The following is a 16,891-nucleotide window of genomic DNA, read 5'->3' as shown; positions in this document are numbered from 1 at the left end:
TCCGGCGCACATCAAAAATACGCCGGAAATGGTTTAAGTCTATTGGATAGTTCGGTCGATGACTTTATTGATAGCCTCTGTACACACTTTACAAAACGGTACATCGTTGCGGGTAAACATAATACAATCGGCTGATGGGCGATACATACCTTTGGCTTCATAGGCGGCGCCTTCGAAGGCTCCGGTTTTTCCAAAATATTTTTCGCCGCTGAGCATCGGTCCTGTCGCTTGTTTAACTTCTCTGAAAATACCTTCCATCGTTTCTTCGGAAGCACCTTCGGCAATTAATTTGGCGCGTTTTTTCTGCATGTCAATATCGTATTTGTCATAAGCTTCCTTGTTCCACGGCGTCGGCACCGGCGTTCCTGCTTCAACCAAATTTTTCCATTTGACATTATTGGGATCGAGTAACGCCGTAACATTCGGTTCCCATGGTTCGGATCCCGGAGGCGTATATTCGTCAAACGAAACGGGCGATGTGTAATATTCATCGGCAAGACCGGCAAAAGAATGGCCGAATTCATGCACAAAAACATATGCCGATGGTTCCGTGTCCGATGTTACGGTCGCCCAGAGATTGTAAATTCCGCCACCGCCGTATTTGCGTTCATTGGCCAACATGATAACTGCATCGTAAGGCGCTTGCGCGGCAATTTCACGCAAAATTTTGTTTTCGAATGTCAGTACATAACGGTCGGAATCAAATGAATTGAAGCTTAGGCCTAAAGCCGATTTTTTCCAAATACCTTTACGCGGATTACTGATGCCGGCCTGATAGGTTGCCAGATCGATCGCACGGACATTGAAATCTTTTTTACGGCTTTTGAAAGGTTCGGTATTGAACATAACCCCGACCAGGCGCGTAACGTCTTTATGGAATTTTTCTTTATCTTTCGCCGTGTAACCGTCGCTGATGATCAAAAGATCGACTTTGTTGGACGCAGCGCCGTTTTCAAACACCGTCCATACTTCGCCATTGGGCGCAATAGGCGAACGATTGACATACCGGCTTTTGGGATCGATCACGGTCGAATAAATTTGTGAAAACGATCCATCGTTCTGACGTTTTTTCAAGACAAATTGAAATTTGTTTTTCGGTTCCGGAAAGCGAGCCGATTCGTGATAGCTTCGCCATACGCCTTGCGCCGCTTCTCCGGTCGTTTCCCATTCTCCGTAAAGGCTGGCAAAACCATAAGAAAAAATGACGCGATTCGTACCGTGATCGATAATTTCAAACAAGTACTTACCGTAATTCGTTTCGTCGATCAGAGATTTTTTTGATCCGGCCCATACGTTTTCAATTCGAAATTCATCAGGGCCGATGTGTTCTTCTTTGGCTGTTCCGCTGTGAAAATAATCAAACCGGAAAGTTTGCCCGGTAAAATATTGATCGAAGGAGGATTCATCCTTGGCGGTCAATAGCGACAAAAGCAACATGAGCACTATCATGAGACCTTCTCCTTAGTTTAATCCAAATAAAATAGCGTAGAAAGATAAATAAAAAAGAAATATGAAAACAGAAGTTTGTTGTTGGCGATAGAAAATACGGATAAAAATTTTTATAGCGATTTATTTTTTAGCCACGATAGTCACCATTCCTCGAACTATGTCTTGGTATTCAATGGCAAACCCGGTTTCACGTATTAGTTTTAATGAATCGTTTTTAGCTATTTTAATTTTCTTATACGAACTGATCTTTTGCTGCCACTGTCCGTCCTGCAATTCGTTAACGATGTCGAATACCTGAACATGATCAGAAAAATATTCCAGAAAACACGTGAACGTTCTTTCAGCAGTTCCCCGTACAGGAATGAACCGGCCGATGTCTGTTAATTCAAATGTCAGATCGCGGTACGTTAACACTAACCATCCGCCCTGCGTTAATTTTCCAAATACATTTCTAAAAAGAGTTTTAACATCGTTTTCCGATTCAAGGTGCGTCAAGGTATCGCCCATACACACAAACAGATCCGCTTGTTGCGTTGCATAATCATCAAAACGCATCATGTCGGATTCTATGCTTTCAATGGTAAGATTGCCGCGATAGCTCTCCAGTTCTGAAAGCAACTTCTTGCTGAAATCGACGGCTTTAACATTGAATCCCGCTTCAGCTAATGGAATTGACTGATAGCCGCATCCCGCTCCAAGATCGTAAGCGAGTTTGGTTTGAAATGGATGAATGTCATGTTTTGAAAAAAACCGGCGATTATCGTCTAATTTTTTTTCGAAATCGCCGAACATCCATGAATAATAATCGGCAAGATGTTTTTCGTAATGATCGCGTGTACTCATCGGAAATTAATTACTAATTTTTTAAATTTTTATCCTTTTCAATCGCAAACTGTTCGTCACAACGGACACCGAACTCATCGCCATTGCCGTTCCGGCAATCATAGGATCGAGCAGAAATCCAGTGAATGGATATAACACTCCTGCCGCAATCGGAATTCCGATGACATTATAAATGAATGCCCAAAAAAGATTTTGGCGAATAGTCGCGACCGTTGCTTTTGATAACCTGATAGAGCCGCGAATATGAGTAAGATCGGATTGCATAAGCGTGATTTTCGCAACTTCCATCGCGATATCCGTGCCTTTGCCCATGGCAATGCTGACGTCCGCCTGTGCAAGCGCATGGGAATCATTGATCCCGTCACCAACCATCGCCACCGTTTTACCGGCATTTTGTAATTGTTTCACATGTTCGGTTTTTTCCGACGGCAGCACTTCAGCAAAGAAATGTTCGATCCCTGCTTCATGGGCAATGGCTGCGGCTGTTTGCCTGTTATCGCCTGTGATCATGTATATATCAATATTCATTTTCTTCAGATCAGCAACGGCTTGACGCGATGTTTCTTTCATCGTATCGCCAATAGCAATGATGGCTAAAACTTTCTGCGCATCGGAAAAATAAATTACTGATCTGGCCTTCGAGGCAAATTCAGTTGCTTTAGCTCTAAAGTTTTGATCCAGATTGATCCGATTTTCCTCCACCCATTTCAGACTTCCGACAGAATATTCTTGTTCATTGAACGTTGCTTTCACTGCTTTTCCCGTCACCGATTGGAATTTTTCGAGTTGTAATTCTGATACTTCATTTTTCAGTTTTTTCACGACGGCTTCAGCAAGTGGGTGTTCGGAATGACGCTCCAGAGAATAAAAAATTGCCTCTAAGCGTTGACGGTCGTTGACCTCATCCGACCAAATTATGTCGTTAACTTCTGGTTCGCCTTTGGTAATCGTGCCGGTTTTATCCAGGATAATCGTGTCGACTTTTTGCGCAAGTTCCAGGCTTTCGGCGTCTTTGATTAAAATACCATTTTCGGCGCCTTTGCCAACGCCAACCATGATCGCTGTCGGAGTTGCCAAGCCCAGCGCACACGGACACGCGATGATCAATACCGTAATCATCGCCAACATTGCTCGGGTAAATGTCGGCTCGGGTCCGAGAAAATACCAGGCAAAAAAAGCGATGACCGAAATGACGATCACAGCAGGCACGAAAACACCTGCAATTTTATCAACCAATTTCTGAATCGGCGCTTTGCTCCCTTGCGCTTCTTGTACCATTTTGATGATATGCGCCAGCATGGTTTCACTGCCCACTTTTTCAGCGCGAATCCGAAGGCTGCCTTTTTGATTGATGGTGCCAGCAAACACGGCATGATCAACTGTTTTTTCGACAGCAATCGGTTCTCCGGTGATCATACTTTCATCGACGAACGACGAACCATCGATTACGGTTCCGTCAACCGGAATTTTTTCACCCGGTCGAATTACGATCGTATCGCCGGTCAGAACGTCATCGATGAATAGTTCTTTTTCCATCCCGCCACGAATAATCCGGACTGTTTTAGGCTGCAATCCCATAAGTTTTTTAATAGCGCCGGAAGTCCGGGACTTGGCACGTTCTTCGAGTAGTTTTCCTAATAAAATCATTGCCAGAATGACGGCGGCCGATTCAAAATAGACGTGAGGATGAAGCCCACGGCTGTGAAAAAAATCCGGATAGATGGTATTAAACACGCTAAATGTGTAAGCAATTCCCGTACTCAACGCGACCAGCGTATCCATATTCGAAGAACGATGCTTCGCCTGTTTATAAGCATTTATAAAAAAGCTTTGGCCTGTCCAGAAAAGCAACGGTGTCGTCAGAATCATCATGATCCAATTGGCGTACGGCATATTCATGAAAAACATCCCGATGATCACGGTTGGCAATGCCAAAGCAATCGCTACAACCGTTTTAATTTTAAGTTGCCGGTAAAACTGCGCATGTTTTTTTTCCATCAACTCACGATCGCCGGTCGAATCCGAAAGCAATTCATATCCGATGCTTTTAACGGTTTTTTGCATGCTCTGCAAAGTAATTGCAGTCGGTAAGTATTCGACGTAGACATTTTTATTGGCAAAATTGACATTCGCTTTCAGAATGCCCTTTTGTGAATTCAGCATCGATTCCACGCTCGCGGCGCAACCTGCACAGGTCATTCCGCCGACCGGTAAAGTCGTTTTGATCGTGTCGACATCATAACCGAGATCGCGGATTTTTTGGGTAATTTGAGCGGGGGTGGTTTTATCGGGATTGAATTTTACGAACGCTTTTTGATTGGCAAAATTCACAGAACGTTGCAACACGCCATCAATTTGGCCAAGGCCCTTATCCACGATCATCGCGCAATGATCGCTATGAACTCCGATGAGAGGCAGTTCCACCGTTTCTACACGCTCTTGGATTTTGCCGAAAGGTTTGATCGTAACGACATTTGACATGACATCTCCTTGCAATTTGTCTCATAATATAACTTCGCAAGGAATTGAGAACGTTACATTATTTGTAAAATGAATTACAAGAATTACTGTTTGCCTACTTCATCCAAAGGTTTACGCTCCTGTTCTTTGAGACGTTTGTATTCGGAAGCGGAAAGGCCGGTAACTTTTTTGAATTGATTGGATAAATGAGCAACGCTGGAATAGCCCATTTTGTAGGCAATTTCACTAAGCGTAAGCTCGTCGTATTTGAGTAATTCTTTAACGCGTTCGATTTTCTGCTGAATAATATATTTTTCGATGGTAATGCCTTCGATCGACGAAAAAAGATTGCTTAAATAATGGTAATCCGCATTGACAGCTTGGACGATATAATCCGAGTAATTGCCGGTCATTTCTTCTTTGTCCTCGTTGTGATGAACCAATGCGATGATCGCATTTTTAATTTTTTCGATTGTTTTCGAACGTTTGTCATCCACCAGATCAAATCCGTTTTCTATTAGTTTTTTACGTATACTTTCACGATCCGGATTTCCCGATTTTTCAATAATGACCGCTTCGCCGAGCGTTACATTCTGAACTTCCACGCCTAATTTTTGCAATTCTTCTTTTACGACGCGGACGCAACGATTGCATACCATATTTTTGATATGGAGTACGGTGGTTTGATCGCTCATATTTTGGTGTTTAAATTTCAAAAAAACCGATGGAATGTACAATGTTAAATCAACGCAAACAAGAACTTTGCTCCGTCAAAAATTTAATTGCAATTCATTTCCAAAAGTATTAATTTGGACGGCCTTTTTTTGCGGAGGAGTTCGAAATTTCTTGATTTGAAAAATTCTTCCGCCGTCCTCTCTATTCAAAAGTGAAAAAAGTAACTTAACGAGGTTTGATATGCCGCTTATTTCTACGATGGCATGGTTACAGGACGCTTCGAATATGACCCACGATACCCCGCCGGTTTACGAAAATTATTTCCCGATTTTGGCATTGATGATTATAGCGACGATTATCCCGTTGGCCATTTTAGTTATCACGCACATCCTCGGCCCGCGCAAGCCAAGCGAACGTAAATTATCGGTGTATGAATCCGGCATGCCGCCCGTGGGCGATGCCCATCCTAAGTTTTCAATTAAATTTTATATCATTGGAATGCTGTTTATTTTGTTCGACATCGAAATAGTCTTTATGTATCCGTGGGCCGTGATTTACAAAAAATGGGTTTCGACCAGCTCTTTCATCCTTATCGAAGGATTGGTTTTTATCGCCATTCTTTTGGTTGGATATGCTTACGCATGGAAAAAAGGCGCTCTCGAGTGGGAATAATTTTAATTTTTGGATAGCTTATGGAAAAAAATTCATCGGATAATCCGACGGTTGATAAACTCAAAGCGACTTTCGGATCGGAAATTTTAAAGACAGAGATGTTTCGCAATCAACTCACCGTTATTGTCAAGCGTGAGCGAATTACGGAAATCATGAAATTTTTGAAAGACGATCCGGAGTTGTCCTACGACCTGCTTGTTGATCTTACGGCCGTCGACGGACTTACGATGGACATGCATCCGCGCTTCCAGGTAGTTTACCACTTACGTTCCATGCAATTCGGACGACGCGTCCGCATCAAAGCACCTGTCCCCGAATCCGACTGCAAAATTGCAAGCATGTCGTCTTTATGGCAAACGGCTAATTGGTTTGAACGTGAGACATTTGAGATGTATGGTATTACCTTTGAAGGACATCCCGATCTGCGCCGCCTTTTGACCCCCGAAGTTTTCAAAGATTACCCGTTGCGCAAAGATTATCCTTTGCGCGGTAAAGGCGAACGCGAAGTCATTCTCCCTGAAGGTTCCTAACCATAACCGTTAGCAACTCCATCCGCATTTGAAGTTTTAGATAATTTTCTGAGAAAGGTTGACGCTATGTCCGTCGAAAACCTCGAACAAATTGAATCCGTATTCGCTTCTACCAGTGACGAACTGAAGACGAAAGTCAAAGATCGCCAGAAAAAACGCCTCATAGGCGAAGACGATGAAGAATCCATTCAAGCTTGGCAAAAAAGCGATACGATGGTACTCAATTTCGGCCCGCAACATCCGGCTACTCACGGAACGTTGCGTATGGTAATGGAACTTTCGGGTGAAACGATTGTAAAACTCGATCCAAGCCCGGGCTATCTTCATACCGGATTTGAAAAATTAGGCGAGAACTATACGTTTAACCAATTTATCGCGGTCACCGACCGGATGAATTATCTCTCGCCTTTATCCAATAACATCGGTTTTGCCGAGGCAGCCGAACGCCTGCTCGGGATTGACGTTCCGCTTCGGGCACAATACATCCGCGTGATCCAGGCCGAATTATCGCGCATTGCCGATCACTTAGTTAGCATCGGTACGCATGCTTTGGATTTAGGAGCTTTTACTGTATTTCTTTATGCTTTCCGTCAGCGTGAATTTATCTACGACTTGTTTGAAATATCAACGGGCTCGCGGTTAACCACCAGTTATACACGCATTGGCGGATTGTTCCGCGATTTTCCCGAAGGTCACGAACAGCAAATCAAAGGCTGGTGCGATCAATTCCGTATCGTCTTCGATCAAATTGAAGGATTACTTAATCATAATAAAATTTTCCAGGATCGGACGCAGAATGTTGGAAAAATCGATGCGAAAACCGCTATCAATATGGGCTTGACCGGTCCCGGTCTCCGGGCTTGCGGAATCGATTATGATATTCGAAAAGATGAACCGTATTTGGTTTATGATCGGCTCGATTTTGTCGTTCCGGTCGGAAACGAAGGTGACGTATTCGAACGCTATCTTGTTCGTATGGAAGAAATGAAGCAGAGTTGCAACATGATCGAACAGTGTCTGCGTGACATGCCAAAAGATGGTCCTGTAAACGTCGATGACCACACGATCAGCCTTCCCAATAAAAGTAGAGTCTACGGAAGTATTGAAGGGCTCATTCACCACTTCAAGATCATCATGGATCAACACGGCATTGATATGCCTAAAGGCGAAGTCTATCACGCAACCGAAGCTCCGAATGGCGAACTGGGCTGGTATATAATCAGCGATGGAAAAGGCGTCCCGTACAAAGTTCACGTGCGACCGCCGTCATTCGTTCATTTCAGTATGATGCCATACTTATGCCAAGGTGGTCTGGTCGGCGACGCCGTCGCAGTCCTTGGAAGTTTGAATGTCATTGCCGGCGAGTGCGACCGTTAAATATGAAAAGGAGAAAATGATGAAGTCTAAAACAATAAACGTTTCACTTATTCTGTTGTTTGTTCTTATTGGTTATACTGTTAAAGCACAAGATAAATCGATATTATTTATTTGTGAACATGGCTCGGCTAAAAGTATAATTGCAGCGACGTATTTTCAGAAAACAGCTGCCGAAAATAATTTAAAATGGAATGCTTTGTCTCGCGGCACTCATCCGGATTCCATTTTGCAATTGGCAACACAAAGAGGTCTTGAAGGCGATGGTTTTAATACTGAATCAATGAAACCGGCGGTTTTAACTGAAAACGACATACTGAAAGCCGAAATAGTGGTAACACTGGGTTGTAAATTGCCCGAAGAATTTAACCGTTTCCAAAATAAAATTTTAGAATGGAATGACGTGCCCCCGATAAGTAAAGATTATTCGGCTGCACGCGACGTTATTAGAAAAAACATCAACCTTTTATTAAAATCGTTAAAAAGCGATTAACTAAACATAAAGAACGAGCGAGGTTGTATGAACACAATAATAAAAATTACAAGTCTGCTGTTCCTTATTTTCTCTCTTACCTTATCTAACACGTTATTTGCGCAAGATAAAAAAGACAAGAAAAAAGATAAAGATAAAAAAGAAAAAGAAGAAAAATTTGAAAAAACCGGAACGTCAGCTGATGGCTTTTTGAAGTCTGCCTTTGACATGGGTCAGGACATGAAAAAATTCAATCAAAGTTATGACGACGTCAAAATGTACGTCTATATGCTTTTGACCCAACCAACCAGCGTAGTTGGTTCTGATGTAGCCTCAGTCGTTCACGCAGCACAAGGGGCCGGAGCATTACCGGCGCAAATTGAAGTCGGTCAGCTAGGTTCCCTCGTCAAAGAAAAAGCGTCTGCGCTCAAAGACATTAAAGACGCCGCCGTTAAAAACTCCGTGATGGAATTTATCCGCACTTTCGGTGACATGACGACCGCGCTGGCTGCGATGCCTCCGGGAGCCGCCAAACTTCTAACCGAAGGCGCTGCATTACCGGATAAACTTAAAAACGAAATGACCGGACTTCAAAAAGCAAAACTTCCGAAAGTATTGGATAAAGTTAGCGACGGAAAAGGTAATTTAGAAAGTATTCAGGCTGAAGCTCCAAAATTAGGAACCAATATCACCGAAATGGTCAACGTGCTGAACGCACTGGTGGCCGCGCTTGGATCGTAATCGGCAATTCATACAGAATTATTAAATCGGATAACACGTATGGCGTTAGAATTTTCACCGGAGAAAAAGAAAGAAGTAGACTGGGCTATTTCCCGCTATCCTAACAAACAAGCGGCAATGTTGCCGGTGTTACACATTGCGCAGTATCAGTTCGGTTACATTTCGAATGAAGTAATGGAGTTGGTTGCACGCACCCTCGAACTGCCGGTTAATCGCGTGCAGGACGTCGTGACTTTTTATACGATGTACAATAAGCAACCGGTCGGCAAATATCATATCCAAGTATGTCACACGTTAGCGTGCGGCATCAATGGGGCCGCGCAAGTCGTAAACTATCTTGAAGAAAAATGCGGCGTCAAGTGCGGCGAAGGCATTTCAAAAGACGGCAAATTCTCGATCGTCAAAGCCGAATGCCTCGGTTCGTGCGGTACGGCGCCGATGATGCAGGTCAACGACGATTATTACGAAGGTCTGACGAAAGCAAAGATCGACGAATTAGTCAATAAGTGGAAATCGGAATAAATTTACCCCTCCCCAACCCTCCCCTATTTAAGGGAGGGAGACAGGGTGGGGTTAAGGAAATTATGGGCATGGAAAAAGTTCTGACGAAAATGGTGGGAATTGAAAACTCCCAAAACATTGATGTGTATCTCAAGCATGGCGGCTATCAGGCATTACCGAAAGCCTTGAAGATGACACCGGATGCTTTGATTCAGATGATGAAAGATTCCGGTGTGCGCGGGCGCGGCGGTGCAGGTTTTCCGACGGGCATGAAATGGAGTTTTCTCCCGAAAGACAATCCGAAACCGCGTTATCTTCTATGCAATGCCGATGAATCCGAACCGGGCACATTCAAAGATCGCGTATTGATGGAAGACGATCCGCATCAGGTGATTGAAGGTTTAGCCATATCATCATTTGCAATTCAGTCACACACGTGCTACATCTATATCCGCGGCGAATATGTCAAAGGCGCAAAAATTTTGAATAAAGCGATTCAGGAAGCCTACGACAAAGGGTACCTCGGAAAAAATATTTTAGGCAGTGGGTTTGATCTCGATATCACCGTTCATCGTGGCGCGGGCGCATACATCTGCGGAGAGGAAACAGGACTGATCGAATCGCTGGAAGGTAAACGCGGATGGCCGCGCATCAAACCGCCATTCCCTGCCGTTTACGGTGTTTTTGGTTGTCCTACCATTGTCAATAATGTCGAAACGCTTGTAACGCCAGTACATATTATCAATCGCGGAGTCCAATGGTGGAAAGACAATGAACCGAAATTATATTGTATGAGCGGACATCTCAATCGTCCCGGTACGTATGAAGCAAAGATGGGAACTAATTTACTCGATCTCATTAATGAATATTGCGGCGGCATTCGTCACGGCCGTAAACTGAAAGCTGTCATTCCGGGAGGCTCATCCGTTCCGGTACTACGTGCAGAAGAATGCAACGTCGCCATGGATTTTGACGCGTTGGCGAAAGTCGGATCGGCTCTCGGTTCTGCGGGATGTATGGTGATGGACGAAACGACTTGTATGGTCAATGCACTTTGGAATTTATTGAAATTTTATGCGCACGAATCGTGCGGGCAATGTACGCCTTGCCGAGAAGGCACGCATTGGCTTGAGATGATACTCGGACGGATCGAAACCGGGCGCGGACGTATGGAAGATCTCGATCTGATGCTTGAAACGGCTAACAATATTGCCGGCCGAACGATCTGTCCGCTCGGCGATGCTGCCGCCTGGCCTGTTGCCGGTTTGCCTGATCGCAATAAAGGCAACGACCTTAACGGTCAGAGTTTTGTGAACAAATTCCGCGAGGAATTTGAATATCACATCACCAATAAGAAATGTATGGTGACCATCCCTCACGAGTGGAACTGATCAAATTTGATATAAAAGGAATTTGTTATGCCTTTGGTAAAAATAGACAGTCAGGAAGTCGAAATCGGTAAAAACGAAACGGTTTTTAATGCGGCCAAACGCGTTGGAATCGATATTCCATTTTACTGCTATCATCCCGGATTGAAAATCGTTGCAAGTTGCCGTATGTGTCTGGTCGATATGGTTGGTGCGCCTAAACTTGTTCCTGCCTGTTCGACAACCGTGCCGGAATTACCCGAAGCAAAAAAGATCGAAGGCAAATTCGACGCCGTTATTTTTACGGATAATGAAAAAGTTAAAACAGCCCGCCGCGCGGTATTGGAATTTCTTTTGCTCAATCACCCGATTGACTGTCCTATTTGCGACAAAGCCGGTGAATGTAAACTGCAAGATTATTCGTTCGAGCACGGCAACGATGCGTCACGATTTGTTGAAATCAAGCGCGTTCCTCAAAAGAAAGATTTAGGGCCGTCGATATTTCTATACACATCGCGTTGCATCATGTGTTCCCGGTGCGTGCGTTTTACCGAAGAAATTTCCGGTACAGAAGAATTAAAAGTTACGTATCGAGGCTGGCATGCCGAGATTGACGTTGCACCTGAAAAACCGCTCAACAACAAAATGATGGGCAATGTCGTTGATCTATGTCCGGTCGGATGTTTGATTGATAAACATGAACGTTTTGAAGGCCGTGTGTGGAATTTTGTTCACACCGACAGCATCTGTCCAGGTTGCAGCAAAGGTTGTAATACTACTCTCGACACGATGAAACACCAAAAGTTGAATCTTGAAGAATTGGTCGATCAGGTTTACCGCATTCGGCCACGGGAAAATATGACCGTCAATCAATGGTGGATTTGCGACGACGGACGTTATCATCTGGAGACTGATAAAAAGAAAACACGTATCATGGTCCCGCACGTCAAGCAAGGCAGCAAACTCGCCGAAGTATCCTGGGCGGAAGCGTTGAGCGTATCGCTTCAAAAAATCAAAGCCGTCAGCACCAAAGAAGTTGCCTTAATTGGCAGCCCTTATGCATCCAATGAAGAAAATTATTTATTGGGCAAACTGGCTCGTTTATTAGGAACCGGCCTTGACGTGAGTAAGCCGATTTATGGAGACACTCAGACATTCAAAACGGATAAAAATCCGTATCCATTTACGATCGAAAGCGAAAAAGCGCCAAATTACCGCGGTGCAAAAACAACTTTAAGTCTCACCGATTCGCAATTGGATAAAACTATAGCGGATAAAAAAGTTGTGATTATGCTTGGCAGTCACAATGTTGAGTTAAAATCGAAGCCGGAAACACTAATTGTGATTGGCTCATTTGAAGACGCCGTTACAGCCCAAGCCGACGTACTTTTACCGGCGGCTCTTTTTACAGAGACCAGCGGTACTTATACCAATAAAGATGGCGCTGTGCAGAAATTTAACCGTGCGATCAACGCTTTGGGTGAGTCCAAAGCGATCTGGCAAATTTTGGTTGAATTAGCTTCAGGTCTTGGTCAAAGTTGGTATTACGAAAACGTTGGTGACGTCGCCAAAGAAATGATCGAAAACGTCAACGCCTATAAAACTCTTGAACTCGATAAACTGTATCCGCAGTTTTCGACTTTGAACGAACAAATGGTTGTGTAATTATAAATTGAAGAGCCTGTCATGGAAGCTTTGATGCCATTTCTGCCTTACATTTTTATTTTGGTTCTGCTGGTTTTGTACCTTTCAGTCGTACCTATTATGATCCAGGTCGAGCGCAAAGTAAGCGCATGGGTGCAATACCGTATCGGGCCGAATCGTGTAGGACCGCGCGGTTTATTACAACCGATTGCCGATGCACTTAAATTTTTGGCTAAAGAAGACGTCATTCCGAATCACGTCAATAAATGGCTTTATATTTTTGCACCGACGCTGATGGTATTCCCTGCGTTTTTCGTTTTCGGTGTGATTCCTTTCGGTGCGATCATGATCAATGGGCAGGAAATTTTGGTCCAAGTCGGCAAAACCAATATTGGAATTTTATACGTGTTGGCGGTCTCTTCACTCGGTGTATATGCCATTACCTTTGGCTCATGGGCTTCCAATAATAAATATTCACTGATCGGCGGATTACGTTCCGCTGCGCAAATGATGAGTTACGAATTGCCTATGGGACTCAGTATTCTTGGAATGATCATGGTGGTCGGCTCATTAAGGCTAGAAGACATTGTCCGTTTTCAAATTGAAAACGGTTGGGGTATTGTATTGCAACCGATGGGTGCATTAGTATTTATAGTCACGGCTTTCGCAGAAACAAACCGCTTGCCGTTCGATTTGACGGAAGCGGAAGCAGAACTAGTCGGCGGCTATCATACAGAATACTCGTCGATGAAATTCGCCATGTTTTTCTTAGGTGAGTATTGCAATATGTTTACTGCATCGGCCATGATTACTTGTCTTTTTTTGGGTGGATGGCACGTTCCGTTTATCGGATCGTTGGGACTGGATCCGGCCATTGTCGGCTACATCCAAGTTGTTGCGATGCTGATGAAATTAGGTTTCCTGATGTTCTTTTTCGTGTGGGTTCGCTGGAGTTTGCCGCGATTCCGGTATGATCAATTGATGAATTTAGGCTGGAAAAAATTAATTCCATTAGCGCTCGCAAACGTGATTGTCACGGCGATTGTTATGGCAATGTGATCAAAGCTAGATTATTTGTAAAATTCTAAATAAGGCTTTTTTATGGCTGTAAATGTGAAAAACGTCTCTATGCCGCGTGGCAAAAACTGGGTTGATCTGACCTACATCATTCCGGTAATGAAGGGTTTGGCCATCACGCTTCAGCATCTTTTCAAGCGCAAGCTGGTTCTGAAGTATCCGGAAGAGAAAAAAGTTTTACCGCCAAATTATCGCGGACTCCACATGCTTACGCGGGATGAAAAAGGCCGTGAAAAATGCGTGGCGTGCGAAATGTGTTCGACAGCCTGTCCGGCCGATTGTATCCGTATCGTTGCGGGCGACGGTGGATGGGATGACAGCCGTGAGAAACATCCTGTTGCGTTTGAAATCGATGAATTGCGCTGCATCTACTGCGGTATGTGCGTTGAAGCGTGCCCGGAAGACGCCATCGATATGACGGACATGCATAATCTGGCCGACTACACGCGCCAGGATTTTATTTATAATAAAGAGAGATTGTTGGGTGTGTATGACGAATATATCAAACGCCATCCTGATCGTGCCAAGCGCCGCGACGGACAATACAAGGCTATGAAAAATTCGAGCTACTTTACCGTGAATGATGTTCACCACGCCAATCAGCATTCATCGCACTGAAAATTATTGATTCAGGAAATTTAGAGGCACTATGGAAACTGTCATGTCATATTTTATGTTGAATCCCGCGTTTTATATTTTTGCAGGCCTGGCCGTGATTCTTGCTATTTTTATGATCACGATTCCTAATCCTGTATACAGCGCGATTTTTCTCGTGCTCACTTTTTTCTGCATCAGTGTAATTTATATTACACTGGAAGCTGAATTTATTGCCGCTATTCAGGTTCTGGTTTATACCGGGGCGATCATGGTGCTGTTTCTGTTTGTCATTATGTTACTCAATCTCGGACGCGATGCCGATCTGGCCGAACATTCCGGCCCGATGAAATACATTTCGATCATTGTGGCATTTGCCATATTAATTCAAATCGGCTTGGCCGCAAAAGTTACCGTTAATATCGGCGAAAAAGGAATGTTCCCAATCGAGAAAGTCCGTGAAATCGGTAATACGGAAACGATTGCCGGTCTTTTGTTTTCCGATTATTTATATCCTTTTGAGATCGCGTCCATCCTGTTATTGCTCGGTATGGTCGGCGCAATTATTATTTCTAAGAAACGAGTCGAATAAGATAACTTTCGGAGTTTGTATGGTTCCTTTAGCGCATTACCTGATTTTTACGGCAATCCTTTTTACACTCGGCGTAGTGGGTGTTCTGACGAGGCGCAATGCGATCATCGTTTTCATGTCGATTGAATTGATGCTCAATTCCGTCAACCTGAGTATGGTGACGTTTGCAAGATTTCTTAATTCGATGGACGGGCAAATTGCCGTTTTTCTGGTCATGACGGTAGCTGCTGCCGAAGTAGCTGTGGGATTGGCTTTGATCGTGGCGATTTACCGAAAGAAAGAAACGATCAATATCGACGAAATGCATATCATGCAGGGATAATGACAAGCCGTCATTGTCGGCTTGTTTTACGATTTAGACTATATTAGTTCGGAGTTTTTCAATGGATTTGATTCTGATACTCATCCCGCTCATTCCTCTCGCCGGAGCGGCGATCAATACATTTTTCGGGCGAATGATGGAAGGTTCGTCTCATGCGCATGGCGATGTACATGGAAGCGAAAGCGAACACCACACTAAACCTATTCCTGGAATTCTCGCATGTACGATGGTCGGCATTTCTTTTGTGTTATCGCTGGTTGTGTTTTTCGATGTTTTAAATGGCCAGCGATTTAATGTCGATTATTTCGAATGGATTGTTGCAGGCAATTTTCGTGCAACCTTGGGATTCTTGATCGATCCGTTGTCAGCAACAATGCTGTTGATCGTAACGGGAATCGGTTTTCTGATTCATGTTTATGCCCTGGGCTACATGGCGCACGATCCGGATCGTCCAAGGTTCTTTACGTATTTAAACCTTTTTATTTTTTCGATGCTGATGCTCGTGATGGGCAATAATCTTTTGGTCATGTTTTTCGGATGGGAAGCGGTCGGATTGTGCTCTTATCTTCTGATCGGATATTTTTATAAAAAACAAAGTGCGACCGATGCAGGGAAAAAAGCTTTTATTGTTAATCGTATCGGCGATTTCGGATTTGGATTAGGAATTTTTCTGATTTTCGGTACATTTGGTACAATCCATTTCGATCAACTTTTTGCAGCCATTCACAATCATCCTAATTTATTTGCAATCGCTACGACGATGACGGCCATCGGAATGTTACTCTTTGTCGGAGCGATGGGAAAATCGGCGCAGATTCCATTATATGTATGGTTACCGGATGCAATGGAAGGCCCGACACCGGTATCGGCGTTGATTCATGCCGCAACGATGGTGACCGCAGGCGTATTTATGGTCGCACGTTGTAATCCGATTTATTCATTCGACATCGGTCCTGCAGGCCATATTTTTGGCATGAGCGCCGGAGATTTGGTGACCTATGTCGGATGCGCAACGGCCGTATTTGCTGCCACGATCGGCCTGGTGCAAACCGATATTAAGAAAGTTCTCGCTTATTCGACTGTCAGTCAATTGGGATATATGTTCATCGGCGTGGGCGTAGGCGCGTATTCGGCAGGTGTTTTTCATTTGCTCACACACGCATTCTTCAAAGCTTTATTGTTTCTTGGCGCCGGCAGTGTGATTCACGTGATGGAACATGGCTTACACAAAATTGGTTCGCATGATGATCCGCAGGATATTCGCAATATGGGCGGCTTGTATTCGAAAGCGAAAGTTACAGCCATTACATTTATTGCCGGTTGGATTGCGATCAGTGGTATTCCGCCGTTTTCAGGCTTCTTCAGTAAAGATGAAATTTTATCGGCGGCATATCATGAGGGGTATAACGGCGTCTTCTGGCTCGGAATTCTTGGCGCAATGATGACGGCATTTTATATGTCCCGCCTTGTTTTCCTCACATTTTTCGGCGAAAGCCGGACAAAACCCGAAGCCCGTGAACATTTACATGAATCGACTTCAGTTATGACTGTGCCGTTGATGATCCTAGCGTTTTTTGC

General features: G+C 44.1%; 17 protein-coding genes. 13 read left to right on the top strand and 4 right to left on the bottom strand.

Translation table 11 applies throughout. The features are described from left to right. Positions 1 to 39: 39 nt before the first annotated feature. From K1X84_12105 to K1X84_12090, 4 genes are all read right to left on the bottom strand, one after another. A complete protein-coding gene (locus tag K1X84_12105; GenBank protein MBX7152379.1) occupies positions 40 to 1,449 on the bottom strand; it encodes an IgA Peptidase M64 in 1,410 nt (469 codons plus the stop codon). A gap of 120 nt (positions 1,450 to 1,569) precedes the next feature. Next, entirely contained in the window at positions 1,570 to 2,292 is a 723-nt protein-coding gene (locus tag K1X84_12100) for a class I SAM-dependent methyltransferase (GenBank protein ID MBX7152378.1), read from the bottom strand. Between the two features lie 21 nt (positions 2,293 to 2,313). Then, positions 2,314 to 4,773, bottom strand: a complete 2,460-nt coding sequence (locus tag K1X84_12095) for a heavy metal translocating P-type ATPase (GenBank protein MBX7152377.1) — start codon at positions 4,771 to 4,773, stop codon at positions 2,314 to 2,316. A gap of 83 nt (positions 4,774 to 4,856) precedes the next feature. Next, positions 4,857 to 5,447 (bottom strand): helix-turn-helix domain-containing protein, encoded by a 591-nt coding sequence (locus tag K1X84_12090; GenBank protein ID MBX7152376.1) that lies wholly within the window; start codon positions 5,445 to 5,447, stop codon positions 4,857 to 4,859. Positions 5,448 to 5,712: 265 nt separating this feature from the next. Between K1X84_12090 and K1X84_12085 the strand changes: the two genes are divergently transcribed. From K1X84_12085 to nuoL, 13 genes are all read left to right on the top strand, one after another. Continuing rightward, positions 5,713 to 6,099, top strand: a complete 387-nt coding sequence (locus K1X84_12085) for an NADH-quinone oxidoreductase subunit A (protein MBX7152375.1) — start codon at positions 5,713 to 5,715, stop codon at positions 6,097 to 6,099. A 20-nt stretch (positions 6,100 to 6,119) separates the two neighbouring features. After that, positions 6,120 to 6,629, top strand: coding sequence for an NADH-quinone oxidoreductase subunit C (locus K1X84_12080; protein ID MBX7152374.1), 510 nt, complete (start codon positions 6,120 to 6,122; stop codon positions 6,627 to 6,629). Between the two features lie 66 nt (positions 6,630 to 6,695). Further along, positions 6,696 to 8,006 carry an NADH dehydrogenase (quinone) subunit D gene (nuoD, locus tag K1X84_12075; GenBank protein MBX7152373.1) on the top strand — a complete coding sequence of 437 codons (1,311 nt, stop codon included), beginning with the start codon at positions 6,696 to 6,698 and terminating at the stop codon, positions 8,004 to 8,006. Between the two features lie 19 nt (positions 8,007 to 8,025). Beyond that, the gene (locus tag K1X84_12070; GenBank protein MBX7152372.1) at positions 8,026 to 8,496 is read left to right on the top strand and encodes a hypothetical protein; all 471 of its coding nucleotides are present in this window, start codon (positions 8,026 to 8,028) and stop codon (positions 8,494 to 8,496) included. Positions 8,497 to 8,523: 27 nt separating this feature from the next. Continuing rightward, entirely contained in the window at positions 8,524 to 9,216 is a 693-nt protein-coding gene (locus tag K1X84_12065) for a hypothetical protein (protein ID MBX7152371.1), read from the top strand. A 39-nt stretch (positions 9,217 to 9,255) separates the two neighbouring features. Further along, on the top strand, positions 9,256 to 9,738 hold the full coding sequence (locus K1X84_12060; protein ID MBX7152370.1) for an NAD(P)H-dependent oxidoreductase subunit E: 483 nt from the start codon (positions 9,256 to 9,258) through the stop codon (positions 9,736 to 9,738). A gap of 62 nt (positions 9,739 to 9,800) precedes the next feature. Further along, on the top strand, positions 9,801 to 11,108 hold the full coding sequence (gene nuoF / locus K1X84_12055; protein ID MBX7152369.1) for an NADH-quinone oxidoreductase subunit NuoF: 1,308 nt from the start codon (positions 9,801 to 9,803) through the stop codon (positions 11,106 to 11,108). 27 nt (positions 11,109 to 11,135) lie between these two features. After that, on the top strand, positions 11,136 to 12,749 hold the full coding sequence (locus tag K1X84_12050; GenBank protein ID MBX7152368.1) for a molybdopterin-dependent oxidoreductase: 1,614 nt from the start codon (positions 11,136 to 11,138) through the stop codon (positions 12,747 to 12,749). Between the two features lie 30 nt (positions 12,750 to 12,779). After that, positions 12,780 to 13,787, top strand: coding sequence for an NADH-quinone oxidoreductase subunit NuoH (gene nuoH / locus K1X84_12045; protein ID MBX7152367.1), 1,008 nt, complete (start codon positions 12,780 to 12,782; stop codon positions 13,785 to 13,787). Positions 13,788 to 13,856: 69 nt separating this feature from the next. Next, entirely contained in the window at positions 13,857 to 14,423 is a 567-nt protein-coding gene (locus K1X84_12040) for an NADH-quinone oxidoreductase subunit I (GenBank protein ID MBX7152366.1), read from the top strand. 43 nt (positions 14,424 to 14,466) lie between these two features. Further along, positions 14,467 to 14,991, top strand: coding sequence for an NADH-quinone oxidoreductase subunit J (locus K1X84_12035; protein MBX7152365.1), 525 nt, complete (start codon positions 14,467 to 14,469; stop codon positions 14,989 to 14,991). Between the two features lie 19 nt (positions 14,992 to 15,010). After that, a complete protein-coding gene (gene nuoK, locus K1X84_12030) occupies positions 15,011 to 15,313 on the top strand; it encodes an NADH-quinone oxidoreductase subunit NuoK (protein ID MBX7152364.1) in 303 nt (100 codons plus the stop codon). Between the two features lie 61 nt (positions 15,314 to 15,374). Next, positions 15,375 to 16,891, top strand: a 1,517-nt coding sequence (gene nuoL / locus K1X84_12025) for an NADH-quinone oxidoreductase subunit L (GenBank protein MBX7152363.1), incomplete at its 3' end; no start/stop codon positions are given.

It is taken from the genome of bacterium (assembly GCA_019695335.1).
Lineage (GTDB): Bacteria > CLD3 > CLD3 > SB21 > SB21 > JABWBZ01.
This window is presented reverse-complemented; position numbering and strand designations above follow the sequence as displayed.

What these genes read in the sequence shown, in the direction of transcription:
- K1X84_12105 (MBX7152379.1), bottom strand. Translation starts at nt 1,449, where the DNA reads ATGATAGTGCTCATGTTGCTTTTGTCGCTATTGACCGCCAAGGATGAA.
- K1X84_12100 (MBX7152378.1), bottom strand. Translation starts at nt 2,292, where the DNA reads ATGAGTACACGCGATCATTACGAAAAACATCTTGCCGATTATTATTCA.
- K1X84_12095 (MBX7152377.1), bottom strand. Translation starts at nt 4,773, where the DNA reads ATGTCAAATGTCGTTACGATCAAACCTTTCGGCAAAATCCAAGAGCGT.
- K1X84_12090 (MBX7152376.1), bottom strand. Translation starts at nt 5,447, where the DNA reads ATGAGCGATCAAACCACCGTACTCCATATCAAAAATATGGTATGCAAT.
- K1X84_12085 (MBX7152375.1), top strand. Translation starts at nt 5,713, where the DNA reads ATGACCCACGATACCCCGCCGGTTTACGAAAATTATTTCCCGATTTTG.
- K1X84_12080 (MBX7152374.1), top strand. Translation starts at nt 6,120, where the DNA reads ATGGAAAAAAATTCATCGGATAATCCGACGGTTGATAAACTCAAAGCG.
- nuoD (MBX7152373.1), top strand. Translation starts at nt 6,696, where the DNA reads ATGTCCGTCGAAAACCTCGAACAAATTGAATCCGTATTCGCTTCTACC.
- K1X84_12070 (MBX7152372.1), top strand. Translation starts at nt 8,026, where the DNA reads ATGAAGTCTAAAACAATAAACGTTTCACTTATTCTGTTGTTTGTTCTT.
- K1X84_12065 (MBX7152371.1), top strand. Translation starts at nt 8,524, where the DNA reads ATGAACACAATAATAAAAATTACAAGTCTGCTGTTCCTTATTTTCTCT.
- K1X84_12060 (MBX7152370.1), top strand. Translation starts at nt 9,256, where the DNA reads ATGGCGTTAGAATTTTCACCGGAGAAAAAGAAAGAAGTAGACTGGGCT.
- nuoF (MBX7152369.1), top strand. Translation starts at nt 9,801, where the DNA reads ATGGGCATGGAAAAAGTTCTGACGAAAATGGTGGGAATTGAAAACTCC.
- K1X84_12050 (MBX7152368.1), top strand. Translation starts at nt 11,136, where the DNA reads ATGCCTTTGGTAAAAATAGACAGTCAGGAAGTCGAAATCGGTAAAAAC.
- K1X84_12040 (MBX7152366.1), top strand. Translation starts at nt 13,857, where the DNA reads ATGCCGCGTGGCAAAAACTGGGTTGATCTGACCTACATCATTCCGGTA.
- K1X84_12035 (MBX7152365.1), top strand. Translation starts at nt 14,467, where the DNA reads ATGTCATATTTTATGTTGAATCCCGCGTTTTATATTTTTGCAGGCCTG.
- nuoK (MBX7152364.1), top strand. Translation starts at nt 15,011, where the DNA reads ATGGTTCCTTTAGCGCATTACCTGATTTTTACGGCAATCCTTTTTACA.